Raw genomic sequence first — 17990 nt, forward strand, 5'->3', positions numbered from 1 at the left:
CGCCGGGCAGACATCCGAAGTGTCGGCGAGTCACCCGTTGTCGCGGACATACGCCGCGAAACCGGGGATCGTGAAGCGAAGCCGCCCGTGGCCGGCGGCCTCGATGTAGCCGCGGTCGATGAGCTGCTGACGTGGACGACTCACCGCCGTGGTTGGCACACCGAGCTCCGCAGCGATCCTCGCCCTCTCCACCGGACGGTCCCCCAGCGCGGCCATGGCGGCCAGGAACCGTCGCTGCTCCGGCGTGGCACGGTCCAGACGTGTGCGGAACAGACCCCTCATGCGGTCCTCGATCTCCTCCTCAGCGCGCCGGACATGGCCGATCGTGATCGTGCTCCCCGCCGTGGGCCGTGCCACCTCCCACGTCGCATCACCGATCAACTGGACCTTGTGCGGATAGCCGGCCGCCAACTCGATCGCCGCCATGATCGCTTCGTCGGACCAGGCGACCTGGTGGTGTTCGGCTGGCACCCGGATCGCCTCGGCCACGGCAACGTCGCTCAACAATCCCAGCTCGACGAACCGGGACCGCTCACCGAACGTTGCGGCCTCGGTCACCGCGGGTGGCAGCGAGGGCAGCCCCGCGGCGATGATCGCGACAGGTGTCGCATCGGGAGCTCCGTCGAAGTGCTGGAGCCCGATCAGCAGGCTCTTCCGGTCCCCCAGCTGGGCTTCCTGGAACTCGTCGACGAAGACGACGAGCCCCTTGGCCTCATGGTTGCGAGCGAACCTGCCCGCGTCCTCCAGGAGCTCCTCGAGTATCGCTGCGCCGGGTGGCACCTTGTCGTCGTCGGCAGACAGGGTTGCGCCGACCTTCATACCCGGGATCCCGAACTCGACCTGGATCTGGTCAAGTCGGTGCAACAGAGCCTTCGACCGCTCTCCGAAGGATCGTTCCTTGACCGCGACGCTGAGCGCCTGCGCCAGGTCAGGTGACATCGGTCGATCATCACGGCCGGTGACCCAAGCAGTGAGGAACCCCTCAGCGATCGCGTCCCGCTGGGCCATCCGCAGCAACGACGTCTTCCCCAGACCCCGCGGGGCGTGAAACGCCAGCAGTGGCCCTCCGGATCGGCCAAGCATGCTCAGCCGGGAGACCTTGTTGCGGATCAGGTCCCGCTCGCGGCCGCGGCCAGCCAGGTATTCCGGCAGCGACCCGGGCGCGTATGGGCTCGGCTCCATCGTCCCCACCTCAGGTATAGGTCCGTATAACTTGGCCCGAACTATACGGATCTATGCGGCTGGTGTTGGGGACCTACGCCGGTGGCGGCGTCCAGTCCGGTGTAGCCCGCAGTGAGCGAGGCTCCTTGGTCGAGGTGAGCGCGCCGCGGCGGTGCAGGGTCTCGATCGTCGCCGACGCCAGCGGTCCGTGGACGCCGAGCGCGTCGGCCAGCTGACGCCAGGTCGGCCCCTCCCCCGTTTCAGCCCAGACTCTCGCGACGTGCTCCCGGGCTGCCTCGGCGTGTTCGTCGGCCAGCTCTCCGGCCTGCCTGCGACGCTGCGCAGCGCGGGCCTTCTGCTTTTCCCTGCGCTGCTTCTCCTCGGCATAGATCTCCCGCACGTGCGGGACCTCATCGGCCCCCATCGCGCCGTTGAGCAGTGCGACCGCTGCCTTCCACCGGGGAAGGCCGGGCTTTCCGGCATGCGTCGCGAACCGACGATGGTTCTCGAGGACCGCCGGCGTGATCGCCCGGTTGTAGCCCGCGGCCGCGAGCAACTCCTCGACCCGTTCGTCAGATGCCTTCGGGCGGGGCGGCCTGGGCCTGTGGCCGCTGAGGTCAGCGGGCGCGGCTGTGGCCTCTTCGGGCGGCGATGCCTCCGGCGATCGTGCCGGCCGCCCTGCGCTTGTTGGCGCCGGCGGCTTCAAGGGGTCGGTCCGGCGGCCCCGCTCGGCATGCCCACATGCCTGGCACACGGCGTACGGCCACTCCCGTACCTGTCCCGAACCGCTGCGATCGCCCTCGCGTCGTATCTCAACCCAGGTGCTGGTTGACCCGCATGCCGGACACGGCCTGCCCAACGGTCGCCGCACGTGGACTCCGCGAACAGCCGGCTCGACTCGAGTCGCCACCAACACTCCCCTCGTCGGACTCTTGGTTCAGGCCAGGTACGCCGTGAGGACCGCCGCCACGAACGGCGACCGCTTCACCGGACCGTGCTTCTCGGCGAGCCGGTCGATCACGTCAAGGTTTCGAGCCTTGATCCGCAGCGAGACACCGACGTACCGCTCCCCCTTTGTGCCCGGGCCGCGGTCGAACAACCCATCACTCATCGTCGGCTTCTCCGTCGATGCTGCGACGAGCTCATCCAACTCGCCTTGATGAGCCACGATCGCGTCGAGCAGCACGTCGACCTGCGATGCCCGATCCTTCTTGGCGCGGTCGCGCCAGGCCTCGGCCAGCGTGAACGGCACCGAGACCGACACCGGCTTCATGGTGTCCGCGCTCGCGCTGGCGCCGGAGGTTCGCGCCGCTGTCGAGGTCTTCTCCGCGCGGGATCTCCTGGGCCTTGGTGCCTTCTGCCCCTCGATGTTCTCCGGCGGCTCGGAACGCTGGGCCGGCGTGCCCGCAGCCGTGCCCTCCTCGGCGGTGGCGCTCTCCTCGGCCAGCGGCTCCGCGGGGTCCGGCGTCGGAGACGGCACCGAGGCGAGAGTCCGGGGTCGCGGCGTGGGCGGAGGCAGCGTCGGCTTCTTCAGTCCCTGGATCGGTGCCATCGGCTCACGGCGGTTCACGCGCTGACCTCCTGATCCATCGACTCCTCGAATCGGCCGATCCGGGTGATGATCGCGTTGGTCAACAGCAGGTGGTCATCGGCGAGCGCTCCCACACTCCCCGGGATGCGCTCCGGCCTGCGCCCCTCCTGAAGAGCCTTCCACCAGGGCTCGCCGGCCTCTTCCTCCGTTGCGATCTCTGCGAGCTCATGCACCAACTTGCCCGCGGTGCGCGCGTCGATCGCTGCGCTGGAGTGACGAATGGTGATGACCTCGCCGGCCTCATCCGTGAACAGCGACGCGGCACCGTCCAGCACGGCCTCGATGTCCTCCACGGCGTTGCGCAGGATGCGGGTCGCCTGCCGATCGAAGTCAAACGGAACGACGCCGAGCACCTCGATGTGGGGGTTGGCGTGGCGCACCGCCTCCATCTCGGCGGCCAGTTCGCGAACGTTTCCGATGCTCGACCTGTCGCTCTTCGTCGGAATGATCACCCACCGCGAGGCGCCGAGCACGAGCTGCAGGATCGCCGGCGAGGTCCCGGTGGCCGGCGGAGTGTCGATGACGATCAGGTCGTAGTCCTTGGCGATGGGCGCGAGCGCTTCGGCCAGCATCAGCCGGAACTCGGTCCCCCGACGCTCCTTGCCTTCGACGATCTCCACGATGTGCTTGAGCGCTTCCCGACCCATCGGGATGACGTCAAGGTTCGGCCGCACGTCGCGGATCACTGGCTGGAGTGGCTTGTGAGCGTCGAGGACCTCCAGCATGTGCGCGCCCTGGTCGTTCTCCTCGCTGCGCTTGTAGCCGAGGTCGTCGCCGGCGTCGCCCTGCGGATCAAACTCGATGAACAAGGTGCGCCAGCCGGCGGCAGAGCACAGGCCGGCGAAGTTCGTGGACGTTGTGGTCTTGCCGACGCCGCCCTTGCCGTTAGCAAAGGTGATGACTCGGCTGAGCACATCCTGGGTCAAGGCCATGGGGAAGACGCCTCCTGGGTGTGTTTCCGATCCTGGGCTCTTCCGATGATGCCGCAACGCACTATCGCGTGGCGGTAGCGACACGCGGTAGCGCCGTGCGGTAGTGCGAGGCGGCAGCGGTGGCAGCACCGCAGGCAATGACTGCAGTGCGGCACTGTCGGCCACCACTGCTCCGCACCAGCGCGGCGCAGGAGCGCGCGGCAGTAGTGAACACACCAGGACCGAGCGGTAACGCAGCACGGTGGTGGGGCGCAATGCCGCGACGCATTGCTTGCCCGCGACACCGAACGCGGTCGTGGAGCCCGGCATCGACGCGCGATGACGTAACGCGATACGGCTCGGCGGTAGTGCGTAGCGGTAGTGTCATGCGGTAGTGCGATGCGGCACCACGGCGCGCTAGCGCAGCGCGGTACGTCACTGCGGCAGTGTCAGGAAGTGCCGCCGCATCACCGACCAGCGCCTCTCGTCGACTGTCCTCGCGAGGCGTGGTTGAGCCCGGCGGCGGCCCCGAAGGCCTCCAGAGGGCCGTTCTAGGGCTTCTGGGGCGATGTTTGACGTGGGTCGACCCCTGTCGGAACTACACGCCAGAGATTCGAAGTTCAGAAGCCAAATCGGCCCGAGGCTGGGGGAGGAGTCCCGGGCGGACGCGTTTCGTTCTCGACTGGTGTCTTTGGAAGATGCAGCGACGCGGCTTGGAGAGTCGGGGATCGACGAGAGTGGCCGGCGGATCCACGTGTGGGCGGGGAGGGGAGGACGTCGTTGAACAGTCGTTGCTCGTGCTCGGGGATGCCGTTGCTGGACGCCACGGCCCGCCAGGAGGCCGTGGCGGCGGTGACTTCGGCCAAGACTTCGACGCCTTGGTCGGCCGTCAGGCCGAAGTAGGGAGCGACCTCGAGAAGCGCATCGCGTTCCTCGCCGCTCGACGTGGCGCCGCCAATCGAGGTGACACGGGACTTGTTCGGATCCGGGTTCGGGTTGACGTCGAACGCCGGCGCGAGCTCCCAGCCACCGGGGGAGTGGAGAAACCCGTGGTTGCGGAAGTGGTCGTCGATGTTGTGAATCGCCGAGAACACTGCCATCCGGTGCCACACGCCAGCCAGGTCAGCGTCGGGTCGGGTGGAATGGTCCGCGATCGCCGCAGCGAGATCGAGGTAATCCGCCGAGCCGCCATCGGTGAGACCGGTCAGCGTCATGGCGCTGGCATAGCCGCGACGAGCCGTGCCGTCACGGTCGAAGCGACGCAGGATCAGCACACTGCGGCCGTCAACCTTGGTCAGGTGGCGGCTGGGCACCTGGAGACCAGCTCGCTCCGCGAGGTCCAGCGCGGTCTTCTCCCACGCCATGACGTCCCACTCGTCGCCGGGATGTGGGAACTTCGCGATCGACAGGCATCCGTCGGCATCGATCACCGACGCCTTCGGGCGTGCCCCGCCAAGCGTGGTGCCGCCGACGTCGAGGAGTTCGCGCACGGCGTGCATCTCATCGGTGTCGTGGTGCCGCCCCGCGGCCGCCAGCTGGTCCGAGGCATGCAGCAGCCGACCGAGATCGACCAGGCGGGGGATCTCGTGTCCGTCGGCGACGTAGGCAGGGCTGTCGGGACGGCGGTAGCGCAGGGCGCCCTGCCGGGAGTGGTCGGATACGCCCACCAGGTAGTCGACCTCGCTGATCGATGCGGGTCCCGGCCAGGCCTTCTCGATCAGCCTGCGACCCCAACGATCAGGGGCACTGTCGGCGAAGGCTCCCGGCAGGCCCGTGGTGTGACCACGGCCCGCGTCGAGGGGGAGCGCCGGGTCGATGGCGTAGGCATCCCGCCGCGCGAGGTAGCCGGGGGAGTAGGTGAAGGTGGTTGTGACCGCTCGCCCCCGGCGGGTGAAATGAGCGGTTCCGACGTGCACGGCCTGCCCGCCCACGTCCAGGTCGACCTCCAGCTGGGAGTCCATCAGCGCCGCACCCGCTTCGGCAGCACCTGGTCAGCCCGGGCGCGGCCGAGCTCGGTCTCGTAGGGGTCGAGAGCCGTCACCGTATCCTCGAGCCGGCCAAGCGCGCGCAGCACGTTGAGGTAGGTCTCCAGCGTCACCGAGGGATCACCGTGCTCGAGCTTGCGCAGGGTCGGGGCAGAGACGCCAGCCCGCTGAGCAACCTGCTCGGCAGTAAGGCCAAGCAGACGCCGCCAGGTCACAACATGCGAGCCGATCCGCTCGGCCGCCAGACCCACCTTCGCTGGACTCGGTCGCTTCATCTCCGCCAACACTCCCCTTCATACCGAAAGCATCCCTCCTAGAATAACCGACAATCGCAAGGACGCTTTCTATTAGAACCCTGGTCAGACTCCGGGTTGACCAGCGGCACCGCGGTGCCCAGCTCGTCGGCCAGGCGGAGATCGACGTTCCAACCCACTAGCGCCAAAGGGTGCGAGGCCGCGACCTGCCGGCCGTTGGACCGGGGGATGCCGAATTTGACGCGGCCCTTGATGAACAGCAGCGAGGACGCCGTCGCCATGGCCTCGTGCCAGATCCGGGTGTCGGTGTGGGCGGGGATCAGCAACACCACCCGAGCACCGGTGGCGCCGGCCTGGGCGCAGCGGCGAACCCAGCGCACCCGCGCTTCGCCGTACGGTGGGTTGCAGAAGATGCTGGCCGCTGACCACGGCCGCGCAGCGCCGTCCTCGGGGAGCGCATGAAACCTGTCGGCGCCCACCGGATTCTCCGGTGTGGTGCACGGGTCGAGCTCGATCCGGCCGCCCAACACGACGCGAACGGGGTCCAGCACGTACCGGGGTGTCAGGTGGACCTGCTCGTCGGCGTCCTCAGCTCGTCGACGCAAGCTGTTGTCGAACCGGAACAACGCGAGGGCAGTCATCAGACGGGGGAGCGACTCATCGGCCGTGGGCCCGGTCGGCCGCGGCGTTCGGCTTGGTGACCGGCGGCCGCGAGGGTTCAGCGGTGGGCTGCGCCCGCAGAGCAGCGGCCTGCAGAGCGACCGAGGGGTCCGGCGCCCAGCCCGGCTGCTCGGGGAGGCGCTGGTCACCAGGAGTTGCGACCCGCTCGTCGAAAGAGGCGTGGTCGTGGGTGCCGCCCGTCGCCATGGGAACCAGCGAACCGGTCTCGCGCCGCACCGCGTCCCAAGTCGCGAGCCGGTCCGGCGGCGCCTCGCGTCGCTTCAACGGCATGATCCGGTACTCGCGCCGCACGTCCATCAGCGCGGCCGCGGCCGCGCGATACCCCGACGCTGCCGCGGTCTCCCGGGCGACGCGACGCACGTGGTCGACGGCTGAGACAGGGTCGGTGAAGCGGGACTCGTCGTCGGTCATCAGAACTCCTTACGGCGTTGGGCTACCCGTGGCCACGGCTCAGCGCGTCGGCCCCGAGGGCGGCTGGGACGTCGGCAACGAGTCCTGGTTCGGCTGCGGCGATGAGGTGTTCGGCGGAGCGTTGAGCGCCGAACGCATCAGCGGGACGCTCGATGTCGTGACTGGAGCAGCCGGCTGACTCGTGGGGCTCCTCTGGCTGGTCACCTCTGCGAGGAGCGCGATGGCGCGGTCGGCGAGGTCACACCCCGCGTCGTCGCTGTCGTGCCAGTCCGCGGAGGCAGGGAGGTCGCCGTCGTCGGCCTCCCCGGCGGAGAACGCGACTCGTTGCGCCCGCCACTGGGCATGTTCAGCGATCAGGTCCGATGCTGCGCGGAGCTGGTCGACTGTCGGCCCGTCGATCCTGCGTCCCAGGGCGGCGGCGAGCAGGGGCAGCAGCTCTTCTGCTGTGGGCAGGGGCACGTCCGCGGCTTCGCGGTGCTGGCGGTCCCAGTCGGGCCGTGCGCCCGGGGGGTGCCCTTCGTAGTCGCAGTAGTGGCCGTCCTCGACGCCGTCGAGGGGATACCCGTCGACGGCCGCGCTCGAGACGGCCCATCTGAGAGCGCCGGAGCCGGCGCGCCCGTCCTCAGTCTCGGCGACATAGACGGATCGGAACGTGGGACCGGAGTAGGTGCCGCCTTGGTCGAACGACAGGAAGACACCCGTTCCATCGGTGGTCCAGCCGGTCGCCGTGCCGTACTGCGCTCGGCCCGCGCCGTCGCGGCGGTAGACACGGGTGCCAGCGGGTGCACTGTCTGGGGCCGCGACCACTGGGCGCGTCGAGGATTCCTCGAGGTGGAGGTAGACCTTGACGTGGTTCTCGATCCGATGCGGGTAGCCGGAATCATCAACCCACGGCGATTCCTGGGCAGGGGACCGGTCGGCATTGGCCGACGAACGGGTCGGATGCTCGCTCATCTCGGCGCTCCTTGTCTGTCGGTGGGGATGTGCCCGGGCCCACCGACACGGCGGTGACGGGGCAGGCAAGCTGTGGGGTTGTCAGAACGCCGGAGCGCCGTAGGTGGTGCTGCGCGCGGCGGGGAACGGCATCGGGGTCCGGGAGGACGCCGTGGGCGTCAGGTTGAGCGTCTGTTGCAGGGCGGCCCGCTGGAGCGGGTTGCTGAACCTCGCTGCTGGCTCACTGGGCGCGGGCATGTTCACCAGGTCGGTGAGCGTGGCCTCAAGCCGGGAGCGGCGCCCCACCCGGATCGGGCCGTCGCGGTGGCGCGGGTGGGCGTCGACCAGATTGCTGGTGCCGCGGAGCAGTTCGCGCCGCAGCGCCTTGCCCAGGTTGTGGGTCACCTCGTGGGTCGCTTGGGCCAGCTCGACCATCTGAGTGGGCTGCAGCGCGAGGGCCACGCCGTGGTCCTCCATCCGGGCCACCGCGGTCGTGAGCTCGCTCTGCTGCCAGAAGCGGCGCATGTTGGGCTCCTGGTCGACCCTGACGTCGGCCAGGTGGCTGATCTGAGGCTGCAGCGACTCCAGCACCTCGGCACGCTCGTTGAAGAACGCCGCCAACGTGGCCGTCTTCGGTGACTGGCTGGCCGCCGCCGCGAACGCGCGGCACAAGTACAGCTGGCTGGCGGTGACCTGCCGAGCGGAGTCGGCGGAGATCTCCGGCTCGCCTGCGTAGAAGCTGTCGCTGGCCACCATCGGGCGCAGGAACCGGGCCAGCCGCTGCTGAGCGGCCGCGAGGTCGGAGGGCGTGGAGACCAGTGACACCGGCTCAACGACGTTCGACCCAGCCGGCTGCCGCAGTCGCGGGGTTGCCTCCTCGGGGCTCGCGCTCGTGGCGTGCCAGGTCGCTACTCGCGCGGCTTGGGAGAGCACCATGCGCTTCTCATCCAGCCCCATCGAGAACTCCGGCCGATGATGCTCCGCCAGCAACCCGACCTCCTCCAGTCGCGAGTCGAGGACCAGGACCGCCTCCAGGGCGACCGCGACATCGCGCATCACCCACCAGCCGGCACCCGGGTCGGTGCGCCAAGGCTGAGCCTCGGCTGCGGACAGCGCGTGCGAGGCCGACAGCAGCTCGATGGCCGCGGTCCGCCACGACTCCACCGTGCGATCAGTCGAGGCAGGGGTCAGGTAGTCCGGGTGTGCGCGCCGCTCCTCGAGGGGGAGCGTGGGCAGGGCGAATGCGATGTTGTCCACCAGGCTCGCGAGCTTCTCGTCCAGCCCGGCCAGCGTCGGTTTCGGGGTCCGGGCTGGCAGATGGTCCGGCGGCGGGTACCAGCTGTCCTGGCCGAGGTCGTAGAGCAGTTGCCGCAGCGCGTCGACAACCGTTTCGCGACAGTGCAGCAGCTGGTCGACGGCCTGCTCATCGGATGGAAGCACGTCGTGGCGGATCAGAGCGTTGAGTGCCTGGGCGGCGTTCTCGGAGTGCTCGCCGTAGGTGGTGACCGTCATCGCGGTTCACCCGCCGGTCGCCGGGGACAAGTCGTTGCCATGCCCGGAGAAGCAACCGCCGCGGAGCCAGATCGGACACCGCGGCGGGAGATGGTTGTGGAGAAGTTGGCTACAGGCCCGGCGTTCCGGGGGAGCGGTGCCCCGGATGCGCGGCATGCGCGGTGGGAGGGTTGCTCTTGTCTCGGTCGGGTTCTCGCAGCGCGCTGGCCTGCATCAGTCCGGTTCGAGCAGAGTCCGCAGGTGGTTTCGGGGCGTGGCCGCCACCGAAGTGGTTCGGGTCGCCGGGGTCGATCAGCGTCACTCGCGGTCCGTAGTCGGCACACGTGCGGGCGATCGATGCGGGGATCGGGTCCACGTAGACGTCGTCGAGCGACTCCTCGCGGTTGGTGTCCTCGGCGAACCCGTCGATGAGGGCCGAGTGCTGCATGGCCGCTACTGCTTGCTGGTGCGTGGCATAGGGGCCGACGACCTCGGGGCGCGGATGCTCCGAGTCTGCGTACCAGCGCAGGATGACCCACCAACCCGGCGCCTCGGGTCCGCCGTGGGCGTCGACGTAGTCGGTCCAGGTTGCATCAGCCGGCAACGGGGTCGTCATGCCCGGAGAAGCAACCGGCGAAGGGTCGGATCGGACACAGCCAGACCTGCCCGATGCGAGAACTCAGGGCCGGTCAGGCCACGGCGGCGACGCCGCGGCGCAGCAGCCGACGAGCAGAGTCGAGCCGCAGCGAGTGCTGAAGCACCTGAGAGTCCGCCAGCAGGTCGGTGAGACGCTGCTCGAGGTCCGCCAGCCCCGATCGCAGATCACCGACCTGCACGGGCACGTAGCCGGCGGGCCGTCGCTGACCGAAGTCGGTGAGCTCGGCGCGCGCCATGCCCAGGAACGGCAACACCAGGGCGTGCCCCTCCTGGCCGGTCGCGTCCTCGAGCGCGGCGAGCAACGACACCGCATACACGAAGTCCGGGGTCGCGTCGTAGACGTCTCCGGCGCGGCCGGTGGCGGGAACAGTCATCGGAGTTGGTCCTTTCGAGTGAGGTCGGTAGCAGGCTCGACCCCGCTACCTAGTGGAGCAGAGCCGCCCAGAGAGCCGCATCCGACGCGCCTGAGCCGGGGGAGAACAGCCGCGATCGGCAGCCTGTGGACCGCAACCGGACCTTGGGGTGCTCTCACCGCGACCACCCCGACGAGCTCGGGGACAGCGGCGAGTCCTCCGGTCGCGGCCGGGCCGGCGGGGAGGGCGGCACGATCGCGGGCCGACCCGCCTGAACCTGCCCACTGGGCTGGGGGAGTGTCGAGGCCTCCGGCTGGGATCCGTTAGGTGGGCAGGAGGCTGGGCCGGGGTGGTCGGCGGCGGCGTTCTCGGCGCTGTCGGCGGCGAGCTCGGCCGAGAGCCGGTCGCGTTTCGCGCGCACCTCGGCAAGCTCGCCGGCGCGTGGGAAGGCGTCGACCAGGCCGGCGCGGGCCCGCTCGGCCTCCCGTTCGATCTTGCTGGTCTCCATGTCGACGTCGTCGAGCACCCGCTCCAGGCGGCGGGGGAGGTTCTCGACGCGGGTCACCAGGCCCGGGCTCGGTTGTCGCACGTCGCCGGCCTCGACGAGCAGGTGTACCCGGGGCACTTCGACGAGCGAGACGACGTACCGAGGTTGGCCCATCCACGAATCCGCCGACACCTGCAGATGGAGGCCGGCGAGGTCGCACAGCGGGTGCGGGTCGCGCTGGTATGGCTGCACCGCGAGCAAGGCTCGCTGCAACGCTGGGGCGGCGTCTGCCCGCTTGCTGAAGGCCGTGCCGTTGATCCGCATCCAGAATGCGTCGCCGTCGGTGTCGCGTCGCAGCGGAATCGCCGCCAGCAGTTGCTGGCGGTCGGTCGCCAGCCGCTCCAGCCGCGGCCCGGCCTCCCGGATCGTCGCTGCGAGGCTGCGCTGGGCGGACGCCCAGGCCCGCTCGAGGCGCTCGAGCTTGGTCGCGTCGGTCTCTGCCTTTGCCAGCTCCATGATCCGGGGATCGCCTGAGGCCAGCGCCTTCACCTCGGCGTAGGAGAGAGCCGAGTCGCCGATGTCCTCGATCTCGCGCACGTCCAGTCGGCCGCGCATGAGCTGGTTGATGAACTTCGCCTTCCGCTCCACCGTCTGCCACAGGTAGGTGTCGAAGCTCGACTCGGTGACGTACCGGTACACCCGGACGGAGTCGTTCAGGTTGCCCTGTCGCATGATCCGGCCGTCCCGCTGGGCCAGGTCGGCGGGACGCCACGGGCAGTCGACGTGGTGCAACGCCACCGCGCGGCGCTGGACGTTGGTGCCGACACCCATCTTCTCCGTCGAGCCGATCAGCACCGCGATGTGCCCGGTGCGGGCCTGCTCGAACAGCCGTGCCTTCGCGCGGTCGTTGTTGGCCTCGTGCATGAACCGCACCTTCGGTGCCGGGACGCCGCGTGAGACTAGCTGCGCCTTCAGCTCCTCATAGGCGCTCCAGCCGGCTCCGGTCGGGGTGCCGAGGTCGCAGAACACCAGCTGCAGGGCGCCGGGCTCGGGGTCGTTGCCGAAGACGACGTCGGCATGGTCGTGGTAGATGCCCGCGACTCGTTCGGCGACCGCGTCGACCTTCGAGGGCTCTCGGTCCAAGAATGCGGCCAGACCATCGATCTGGTGGTCGACGAGCCGCAGGTCCAGTGCGGCGGCGCGGCCGTGGCCGCTGATCTTGAGCATGTTGTCCTCGCTCGGATCCACCTGCCGCGAGGAGACGGCGTCGGCTCGCTGCGCGAGCAGAGCCATGAAGTCGACCAGCTCCTGACTCGGTGGGACCACGATCGTCTCGGGTGCGCCGCCCTCGAGATCGGGGGTGGGCAGGTTGAGGTCCTCGGCGGTCTTGACGTCGGCGACCTGGTGCCACAGCCGCAGCAGCTCGGGAACGTTGTTGAACTTCGCGAACCGCGCCTTCATCCGGAACCCCGTCCCCGACGGGGAGAGCTCGAGGTCGGTGACGACCTGCCCGAACGTGGCCGCCCAGGTGTCGAAGTCGCTGATTCCCGCGGCCTCCAGGTCGGCCGGGGCCAGGTAGCGCAGCATGGTGTACGCCTCGGCGACGCTGTTGGCGATCGGGGTGGCGGTCATGAACGTGGCCACCCGGCGGCCGTGGCGGCCCCGCAGGTAGGACATCTTCAGATCGAGGTCGGTGGCCCGGTTCGACCCCTCCACGGCGACGCCGGGGATGTTGGAGGCCAAGCGCAGGTTCTTGTAGCCGTGCGCCTCATCGACGCACAGGTAGTCGATCCCGGTGGCCTCAAAGGTGATCGCCGGGTCACGCTCGACGTCGCGCAGCTTCTTCAACCGCTCCTCGGCGCGTGCGAGCGTGCCCTCCAGTCGCTTCACCGACAGGCCGCGCTCGGACTTCGAGGCGGCCAGCCACATGCGCAGCTGGGTCAGCTGCTCGTCGAGGTAGGCCTCCTCGGTGTCCTTCGAGACCGGGATCTTCTCGAACGCCGAGCGAGACATGATGACCGCGTCCCACTCACCGGTCGCGGCGCGGGCCACGAACAGCCGCCGCTTGTCCCTCACCAGGTCGTCTGTGCCGCAGGTCAGGATCCGGGCCTGCGGGTAGGCCTGCAGCCACTCCCGGGAGAACTGCTCCAGCATGTGGTTGGGCACCACCACGGCCGGCTTCCTGACCAGGCCCAGTCGTCGCAGCTCGGAGACACCGGTGACCGCGGCGAGGGTCTTTCCGGCGCCCACCTCGTGGGCCAGCAGCACCGATGGTTGAGCCACCATCCGCGCCACCGCAGCGTGCTGATGCGGCCGCAGCCGCAGCGGGCGGCCCTCATGGACCCGAGCCATGCCCGGGTAGTGCTTGTCCTCGTCGACGTCGTAGGAGCGCAGCACGATCGCGTTCAGCTTGTCGTTGTAAGTGCGCACCAGCTGCTGACACCGCTCCGGGTCCTCCCACAGCCAGGTCGCGAACCGCTCCTGAAGCTCCTCGGCCTTCTCCTGCGCAGCGAAGGTTGCCGTCTCGTTCGGGATCCGCCGTCCGTCCGGGGTCTCGTCCGTGACCCGGATCTGTCGCTGCTCCAGGCAGGCCTGGACGATGTCGATCGCGCTGGCCCGCTCGGTGCCCCAGGTGTTCCGGGCGGCCACCGAGTGGCGGTTGCCGCGCACCGACCACACCGACCCGCCGGGGTGTTCCACCTCCACGGTCCGGTCATCGAGGGTCTCGCGCAGGAACTGCTCCACCGTCGTGGCCGGCACCCATGGCACGCCGAGCTGGGCGACGATCTCGGTCGGCCCGAGGTCCTCGGGCAGCACCTCGGTCAGTGCGGTCGCGGCCGCCCGCAGTCGGCGCACCATCGGCTGGGCCGACTCATCGCCAGTCGCGGCGGCGCCCTCGATGAGTTGCTCGAGGACCTCTCCGACCCTCGTCAGCCGCGCGCGGACGTTCCCGGAGAGGAACTCCGCGCGGGGCACCCAGTTGGCTGTCCATCCCTCCTCGCTGCGCTTGACGGTGTCGGGGTCGACGAAGGCGAACGCCTCCAGCTCGGTTTCGGCCGCGGCGTGGTCGACGCCGAGCAGCCGCGCGATCTCGCCGGTGCGCACTTCGCCGTAGGTGTCCAGGCATAGCGACACCGCGTCGGCCGGGGAGTCCGCATGGGTGCGCAGGACCCGGGGAGCGACGACGCGCTCGGTGAAGATGTCGGCCTTGCGTGCGGTGCCGGTCGCGGAGTCGTAGTGCTCCAGCGCGAACACGGCGGGGGAGTGGGGGTCGCCGCGGAACCCGCCCTGACGCGGCCGCACGTGCGCGACCACCGGCTCCCCGGTCTTCGGGTCGATCCTGCCGGTATTGCGACCGGTGACCCGGTTGATCGGCCCGTACCGCTTGACGTAGGCGTCGTACTGCCGGTTCAGCCGCTCCCGCAGCGCATTCATCCGCTCCTCGCCGGCCATTCCGGGCCCCTTCGGCAAGCTCGCGGCCCTCGGCAGGTCGCCCGGCAGGGGAGTGGTTGCCTCGGCCTCCAGTAGCGTGACGACCGTGTCGCGCAGCGCGGTGAGCATCCGCAACTCGTTGGCCTGCGACTTCGGTACCTCCAACGGTTCCGGCACGCCGTCGCGCACATGCAGCCAGCCGCCGTCCTCGCCCATGCTGATGTGACCCTCGGCCCGCACGACCGCCCCGGGCAGCACCAGCGGCTCCTCGGCGGCACCGCGACGCGGCCCTGGGACCGGGGTTCCCGCCGCCGCCGGTGTGCGGTTGGTCGCCGGCGTTGTCGTCGGTGGGCTGGTCGGCCGGGATGCGGTCGTAGCAGGGGTGAACAGCGGTCGGACGTCGGCATAGTTGGACAGGTCGAACGCCAGCTGGCGCCCGAGATCCGCGGCGACCCGTTCCGCGAGGCTCTGGCCGTCGCTGGTCAACGGCGGGCTGACCGCGACTTCCGGCCCGAACCGGCCCGAGCGTGACGTGAGGCGACCAACCACCCGAGCTGGTTGCTGCACGAACAGCGAATTGAGGTTGACCTCGGCATCCTCCAGGCCAGCGCCGGCCCGGAACGAAGGCAACCTCTCCAGGTTGCGCCAGCCCGGCGTGAGTTCGACCGGCTCCTCGCCCTCGGCTCGGCGCCGGAAGATCAGCAGATCGGTGATGACGTCGGTGCCGGCGGCCTGATGGTGGGTCTGATTCGGCAGCCGCACTGCCGTGACCAGGTCTGCCATGTCGGCGAAGGCGTCCCGGGCCGCCGGGCTCGCCGCGTCCATCGTCCAACGAGAGGTCAACACGGCGACCACACCGCCGGGGCGCACCAGGTGCAGGCTCTTGTAGATGAAGTAGTTGTGCAGGCTCAGCCCGAGCTGGTTGTGCGTGGAGTCGTGGGGGACGACGTCGGCGAAGGGCACGTTGCCGATGACCAGGTCGCGCTTCCCCTCCGGCAGCCGGATCTCGGCGAACGACTCGGATCGGATGTCCGCGGCCGGGTACAGCAGCGACGCCACTCGCGCGGTGGTCGGATCCAGCTCGACGCCGACCACGTCGCGGACATGATCGGGCGCGAATCCGATGAAGGCGCCCGACCCGCAGCCCGGCTCCAGGACGCGACCGCCGGCAGCCTGGTCGAACCCGGCTTCACCGAGTGCCGACCACAGCGCCTTGACCAGCGCGGCATCGGTGTAGTGAGCGTTGAGCGTCGTACGGGCCGCCGCCGCGCGAGCGCGGCCCTGCAGCAGTTCACGAGCCCGCGCCGCGGCCTCACTGTGCTGAGCGGTGTCGTCGAAGACCTCCGGCAGCGACCCCCAGCCCGACCAGCGCGCCAACACACCCTGCTCCTGCGCGGAGGGAGCCCGGTCCTCCTCCTCGAGCTGTGCCAGCAGCTCCAGCACCGCCACGTTCGCGGTGAGCCGCCCCCGCGGCGTCGAGGGGGCAAGGTCGCTCTGCGAGCCCGGCCGAAACCGCAGCGACTCCCCGGCAGGAATCAGCCCGCCCCCCGCCGAAACACCCGCCGAAGCGACCGTCGCCGGCTGCGGGGCGACGACGGGGTCGACCGCAGTCTCTACATGTCCGGAGGAGTCCTCAGACCCGGTTCCATGTGCTGACGCAGCACCTCCGACTCCGCGGTCGTCCTCGCCTCGCTCAGCCGCCCCACCCGCTCCAGGTAGCCCTCCGACGGATCCGACGGGCCGGCGATCCGGTCCGCCAACGCGTCGATCTCCATCTCGATCTGCAGGCCCAGTTCCTCGAAATAGGTCTCCGGATCGGAGATCGCCGCCAACTCCGTGGCCCGATGCTTCGCGTAGTGCTCCAGCATCCGTGCCCCGTACGGGTTCATCCCGAGCCCCTTCCTCCGTCACGACCTGCAGCGTGGTGGACGTGCGGTCCTCGCCATCGCTGGCGGCCGCACCAACTTGGTCACCGACGTGGTCACCAGGCTCCTCACCAAGATCCCACAGCGCCAGCTGATCGGAGTCAGCAACACTCGCCCGCCGTCGCACCACGCCCGGCACCTCCAACTCGTAGGCGAGGACGCCGGCCGCAGCACCCACGCCACGGCTCACCACCGCCCTCACCACGAAAGGCACCCGGCCGGGCCGCGGATCGGACACCAGCCGGCGAAAATGTGGAAAAAGTTCCGGCCGCCCCGCGTCCGGCGTCCGATCCATGAGTCGAGCCGTTGCCTATCCGGGCATGACAACAACACACAGCACCCCGCCAGCGAGCCGGCCCGACCACAGCAGCGACCCTCCCGGTGACCGGCAAACCTTCGAGCTCTACGGCCACCGGATCACCCACACCAACAACTCCGACGTACAGCAGCTCCTCGCAGCCGCGCACACCGACCGCGTCCGGCCCGTGTGCCTGTGCCGCCCCGCCGGCGTCGCCATGTACGTCGCCAAGATCGGGCCCGACAAGTACGTCATCAAACGCATGCCCGACTCCGGGCTCGAGCACGCACCCCGCTGCGCCTCCTACCTGCCTCCCGAAGGGCTCTCTGGGCTCGGCCAGGTCCTCGGCTCCGCGATCACCGAGGAAGCCGATAGCGGCCTGACCGCCATCAAGCTCGGGTTCCGCATGTCGAAGACCGAGCGCCCCGCGCCGACCGGCGCCGGCGCCGGGGGAGTGGCGGACTCGGTCGCCGCCGACCCGAACCGCCTCACCCTCCGCGCCGTCCTGCACTACCTGTGGCAGGAAGCCGACCTGGCGACCTGGACACCCGGCATGGACGGCAAGCGCAACTGGCGCATCGTGTCCTGGTACCTGCGCCAGGCCGCCCGCGGGAAGTTCACCAAGGGCAAGCCGCTCGCCGCCCGGCTCTACGTCCCCGAGCCGTTCAACGCCGAGAAGAAGCCCGACATCGCCGCGCGGCGTCTCGCGGCATGGGCACCGATGCAGCAGCACGGCTCCGCCCAGCAGTTCATGATGCTGATCGGGGAGCTCAAAGCGATCGCGCCGGCACGGTTCGGCCACAAGCTCGTCATCAAGCACATGCCCGACGCCCCGCTCATGGTCGACGACAAGCTGCACGACCGCCTCCACAAGCGGTTCGGCGACGAACTCGAACTGAGCCGCGCCGACGACGACGGCCACCTGATGGTGATCGCGACCTTCTCCGTCGGCCGCGCCGGCCTGGCCACCGCCGAAGAGATCTCCCTCGTCATGACCGACGAACACTGGCTGCCGTACGAGTCTCTCCGCGACAAGCTGCTCCTCGACGCCGCACTCACCGCGCGCCGCAGGTTCACCAAGTCGCTGCGCTACAACCTCGCTCCCGACAAGCCCATGGCCTCCCTGGTGTTCACAGACACCGAGGCCCCGACCGCTGCATTCGTGCTCACCAGTGACGAGGACCGTGCGATCGCCGCCGAGATCGCCGCCGACACCGGCACCGAGGCCTGGACCTGGGTCGTGCCCGAGGACATGCCGCCACTCCCGCCGGTCGCCAACCACTGAGCAACCCCCGCCGTCCTGTCGAGCCGGAAGCTCCAGACCAGCAAGCCGGGCGGCCCGGGGCTCGCCCGGTGGCAACACCCGGACGTTCGATCGAGCTCGGCAAGGCGATCCACTACGACGACCACGCACTCGGTT

16 protein-coding genes are annotated in these 17990 nt (G+C 69.7%); 2 read left to right on the forward strand and 14 right to left on the reverse strand.

The window, feature by feature from the left end; genetic code table 11:
• Positions 1-30: 30 nt before the first annotated feature.
• The 3 genes from ACZ43H_RS00135 to ACZ43H_RS00145 all read right to left on the reverse strand — a co-directional run bounded on the left by ACZ43H_RS00135 (position 31) and on the right by ACZ43H_RS00145 (position 2425).
• The gene (locus tag ACZ43H_RS00135) at positions 31-1182 is read right to left on the reverse strand and encodes an ATP-binding protein (protein ID WP_011776801.1); all 1152 of its coding nucleotides are present in this window, start codon (positions 1180-1182) and stop codon (positions 31-33) included.
• Positions 1183-1255: 73 nt separating this feature from the next.
• Complete coding sequence (locus ACZ43H_RS00140) at positions 1256-1717, reverse strand: hypothetical protein (RefSeq protein WP_193352667.1); 462 nt, start codon at positions 1715-1717, stop codon at positions 1256-1258.
• A gap of 381 nt (positions 1718-2098) precedes the next feature.
• The gene (locus ACZ43H_RS00145; RefSeq protein WP_300644514.1) at positions 2099-2425 is read right to left on the reverse strand and encodes a hypothetical protein; all 327 of its coding nucleotides are present in this window, start codon (positions 2423-2425) and stop codon (positions 2099-2101) included.
• Between ACZ43H_RS00145 and ACZ43H_RS00150 the strand changes: the two genes are divergently transcribed.
• Positions 2403-2738 (forward strand): hypothetical protein, encoded by a 336-nt coding sequence (locus ACZ43H_RS00150; protein WP_464583083.1) that lies wholly within the window; start codon positions 2403-2405, stop codon positions 2736-2738. The genes ACZ43H_RS00145 and ACZ43H_RS00150 overlap by 23 nt on opposite strands.
• Here ACZ43H_RS00150 and ACZ43H_RS00155 read toward each other — a convergent pair.
• The 11 genes from ACZ43H_RS00155 to ACZ43H_RS00205 all read right to left on the reverse strand — a co-directional run bounded on the left by ACZ43H_RS00155 (position 2728) and on the right by ACZ43H_RS00205 (position 16215).
• A complete protein-coding gene (locus tag ACZ43H_RS00155) occupies positions 2728-3684 on the reverse strand; it encodes a ParA family protein (protein WP_043806864.1) in 957 nt (318 codons plus the stop codon). The genes ACZ43H_RS00150 and ACZ43H_RS00155 overlap by 11 nt on opposite strands.
• 599 nt (positions 3685-4283) lie before the next feature.
• Positions 4284-5624 (reverse strand): type II toxin-antitoxin system HipA family toxin, encoded by a 1341-nt coding sequence (locus ACZ43H_RS00160; protein ID WP_011777074.1) that lies wholly within the window; start codon positions 5622-5624, stop codon positions 4284-4286.
• Complete coding sequence (locus tag ACZ43H_RS00165) at positions 5624-5923, reverse strand: helix-turn-helix domain-containing protein (protein ID WP_011777073.1); 300 nt, start codon at positions 5921-5923, stop codon at positions 5624-5626. The genes ACZ43H_RS00160 and ACZ43H_RS00165 overlap by 1 nt, the downstream gene beginning before the upstream one ends.
• 38 nt (positions 5924-5961) lie before the next feature.
• Positions 5962-6528 (reverse strand): DNA N-6-adenine-methyltransferase, encoded by a 567-nt coding sequence (locus ACZ43H_RS00170; RefSeq protein ID WP_464583086.1) that lies wholly within the window; start codon positions 6526-6528, stop codon positions 5962-5964.
• A 31-nt stretch (positions 6529-6559) separates the two neighbouring features.
• Positions 6560-6994: a hypothetical protein gene (locus ACZ43H_RS00175; RefSeq protein WP_011777071.1), complete on the reverse strand. Its 435-nt coding sequence runs from the start codon at positions 6992-6994 to the stop codon at positions 6560-6562.
• A gap of 39 nt (positions 6995-7033) precedes the next feature.
• The gene (locus tag ACZ43H_RS00180) at positions 7034-7948 is read right to left on the reverse strand and encodes a hypothetical protein (RefSeq protein ID WP_011777070.1); all 915 of its coding nucleotides are present in this window, start codon (positions 7946-7948) and stop codon (positions 7034-7036) included.
• A gap of 81 nt (positions 7949-8029) precedes the next feature.
• Positions 8030-9439, reverse strand: coding sequence for a hypothetical protein (locus tag ACZ43H_RS00185; protein WP_011777069.1), 1410 nt, complete (start codon positions 9437-9439; stop codon positions 8030-8032).
• Between the two features lie 109 nt (positions 9440-9548).
• Positions 9549-10034, reverse strand: coding sequence for a hypothetical protein (locus tag ACZ43H_RS00190; protein ID WP_011777068.1), 486 nt, complete (start codon positions 10032-10034; stop codon positions 9549-9551).
• Positions 10035-10107: 73 nt separating this feature from the next.
• Positions 10108-10449, reverse strand: a complete 342-nt coding sequence (locus ACZ43H_RS00195) for a hypothetical protein (protein ID WP_011777067.1) — start codon at positions 10447-10449, stop codon at positions 10108-10110.
• Between the two features lie 154 nt (positions 10450-10603).
• Complete coding sequence (locus tag ACZ43H_RS00200) at positions 10604-15796, reverse strand: SNF2-related protein (RefSeq protein ID WP_238324720.1); 5193 nt, start codon at positions 15794-15796, stop codon at positions 10604-10606.
• A 164-nt stretch (positions 15797-15960) separates the two neighbouring features.
• On the reverse strand, positions 15961-16215 hold the full coding sequence (locus tag ACZ43H_RS00205; protein WP_464583090.1) for a hypothetical protein: 255 nt from the start codon (positions 16213-16215) through the stop codon (positions 15961-15963).
• Between the two features lie 377 nt (positions 16216-16592).
• On the opposite strand from ACZ43H_RS00205, the gene ACZ43H_RS00210 reads away from it, so the two are divergent.
• Positions 16593-17855, forward strand: coding sequence for a DUF1173 domain-containing protein (locus ACZ43H_RS00210; protein ID WP_083773689.1), 1263 nt, complete (start codon positions 16593-16595; stop codon positions 17853-17855).
• Positions 17856-17990 lie beyond the last annotated feature (135 nt).

It is taken from the genome of Nocardioides sp. DN36 (assembly GCF_055380375.1).

Bases quoted from the DNA above. Each gene is read 5' to 3' on its own strand.
- ACZ43H_RS00135 (WP_011776801.1), bottom strand. From the start codon at position 1,182: ATGGAGCCGAGCCCATACGCGCCCGGGTCGCTGCCGGAATACCTGGCT.
- ACZ43H_RS00155 (WP_043806864.1), bottom strand. From the start codon at position 3,684: ATGGCCTTGACCCAGGATGTGCTCAGCCGAGTCATCACCTTTGCTAAC.
- ACZ43H_RS00160 (WP_011777074.1), bottom strand. From the start codon at position 5,624: ATGGACTCCCAGCTGGAGGTCGACCTGGACGTGGGCGGGCAGGCCGTG.
- ACZ43H_RS00165 (WP_011777073.1), bottom strand. From the start codon at position 5,923: ATGAAGCGACCGAGTCCAGCGAAGGTGGGTCTGGCGGCCGAGCGGATC.
- ACZ43H_RS00175 (WP_011777071.1), bottom strand. From the start codon at position 6,994: ATGACCGACGACGAGTCCCGCTTCACCGACCCTGTCTCAGCCGTCGAC.
- ACZ43H_RS00180 (WP_011777070.1), bottom strand. From the start codon at position 7,948: ATGAGCGAGCATCCGACCCGTTCGTCGGCCAATGCCGACCGGTCCCCT.
- ACZ43H_RS00185 (WP_011777069.1), bottom strand. From the start codon at position 9,439: ATGACGGTCACCACCTACGGCGAGCACTCCGAGAACGCCGCCCAGGCA.
- ACZ43H_RS00190 (WP_011777068.1), bottom strand. From the start codon at position 10,034: ATGACGACCCCGTTGCCGGCTGATGCAACCTGGACCGACTACGTCGAC.
- ACZ43H_RS00195 (WP_011777067.1), bottom strand. From the start codon at position 10,449: ATGACTGTTCCCGCCACCGGCCGCGCCGGAGACGTCTACGACGCGACC.
- ACZ43H_RS00205 (WP_464583090.1), bottom strand. From the start codon at position 16,215: ATGCTGGAGCACTACGCGAAGCATCGGGCCACGGAGTTGGCGGCGATC.
- ACZ43H_RS00210 (WP_083773689.1), top strand. From the start codon at position 16,593: ATGACAACAACACACAGCACCCCGCCAGCGAGCCGGCCCGACCACAGC.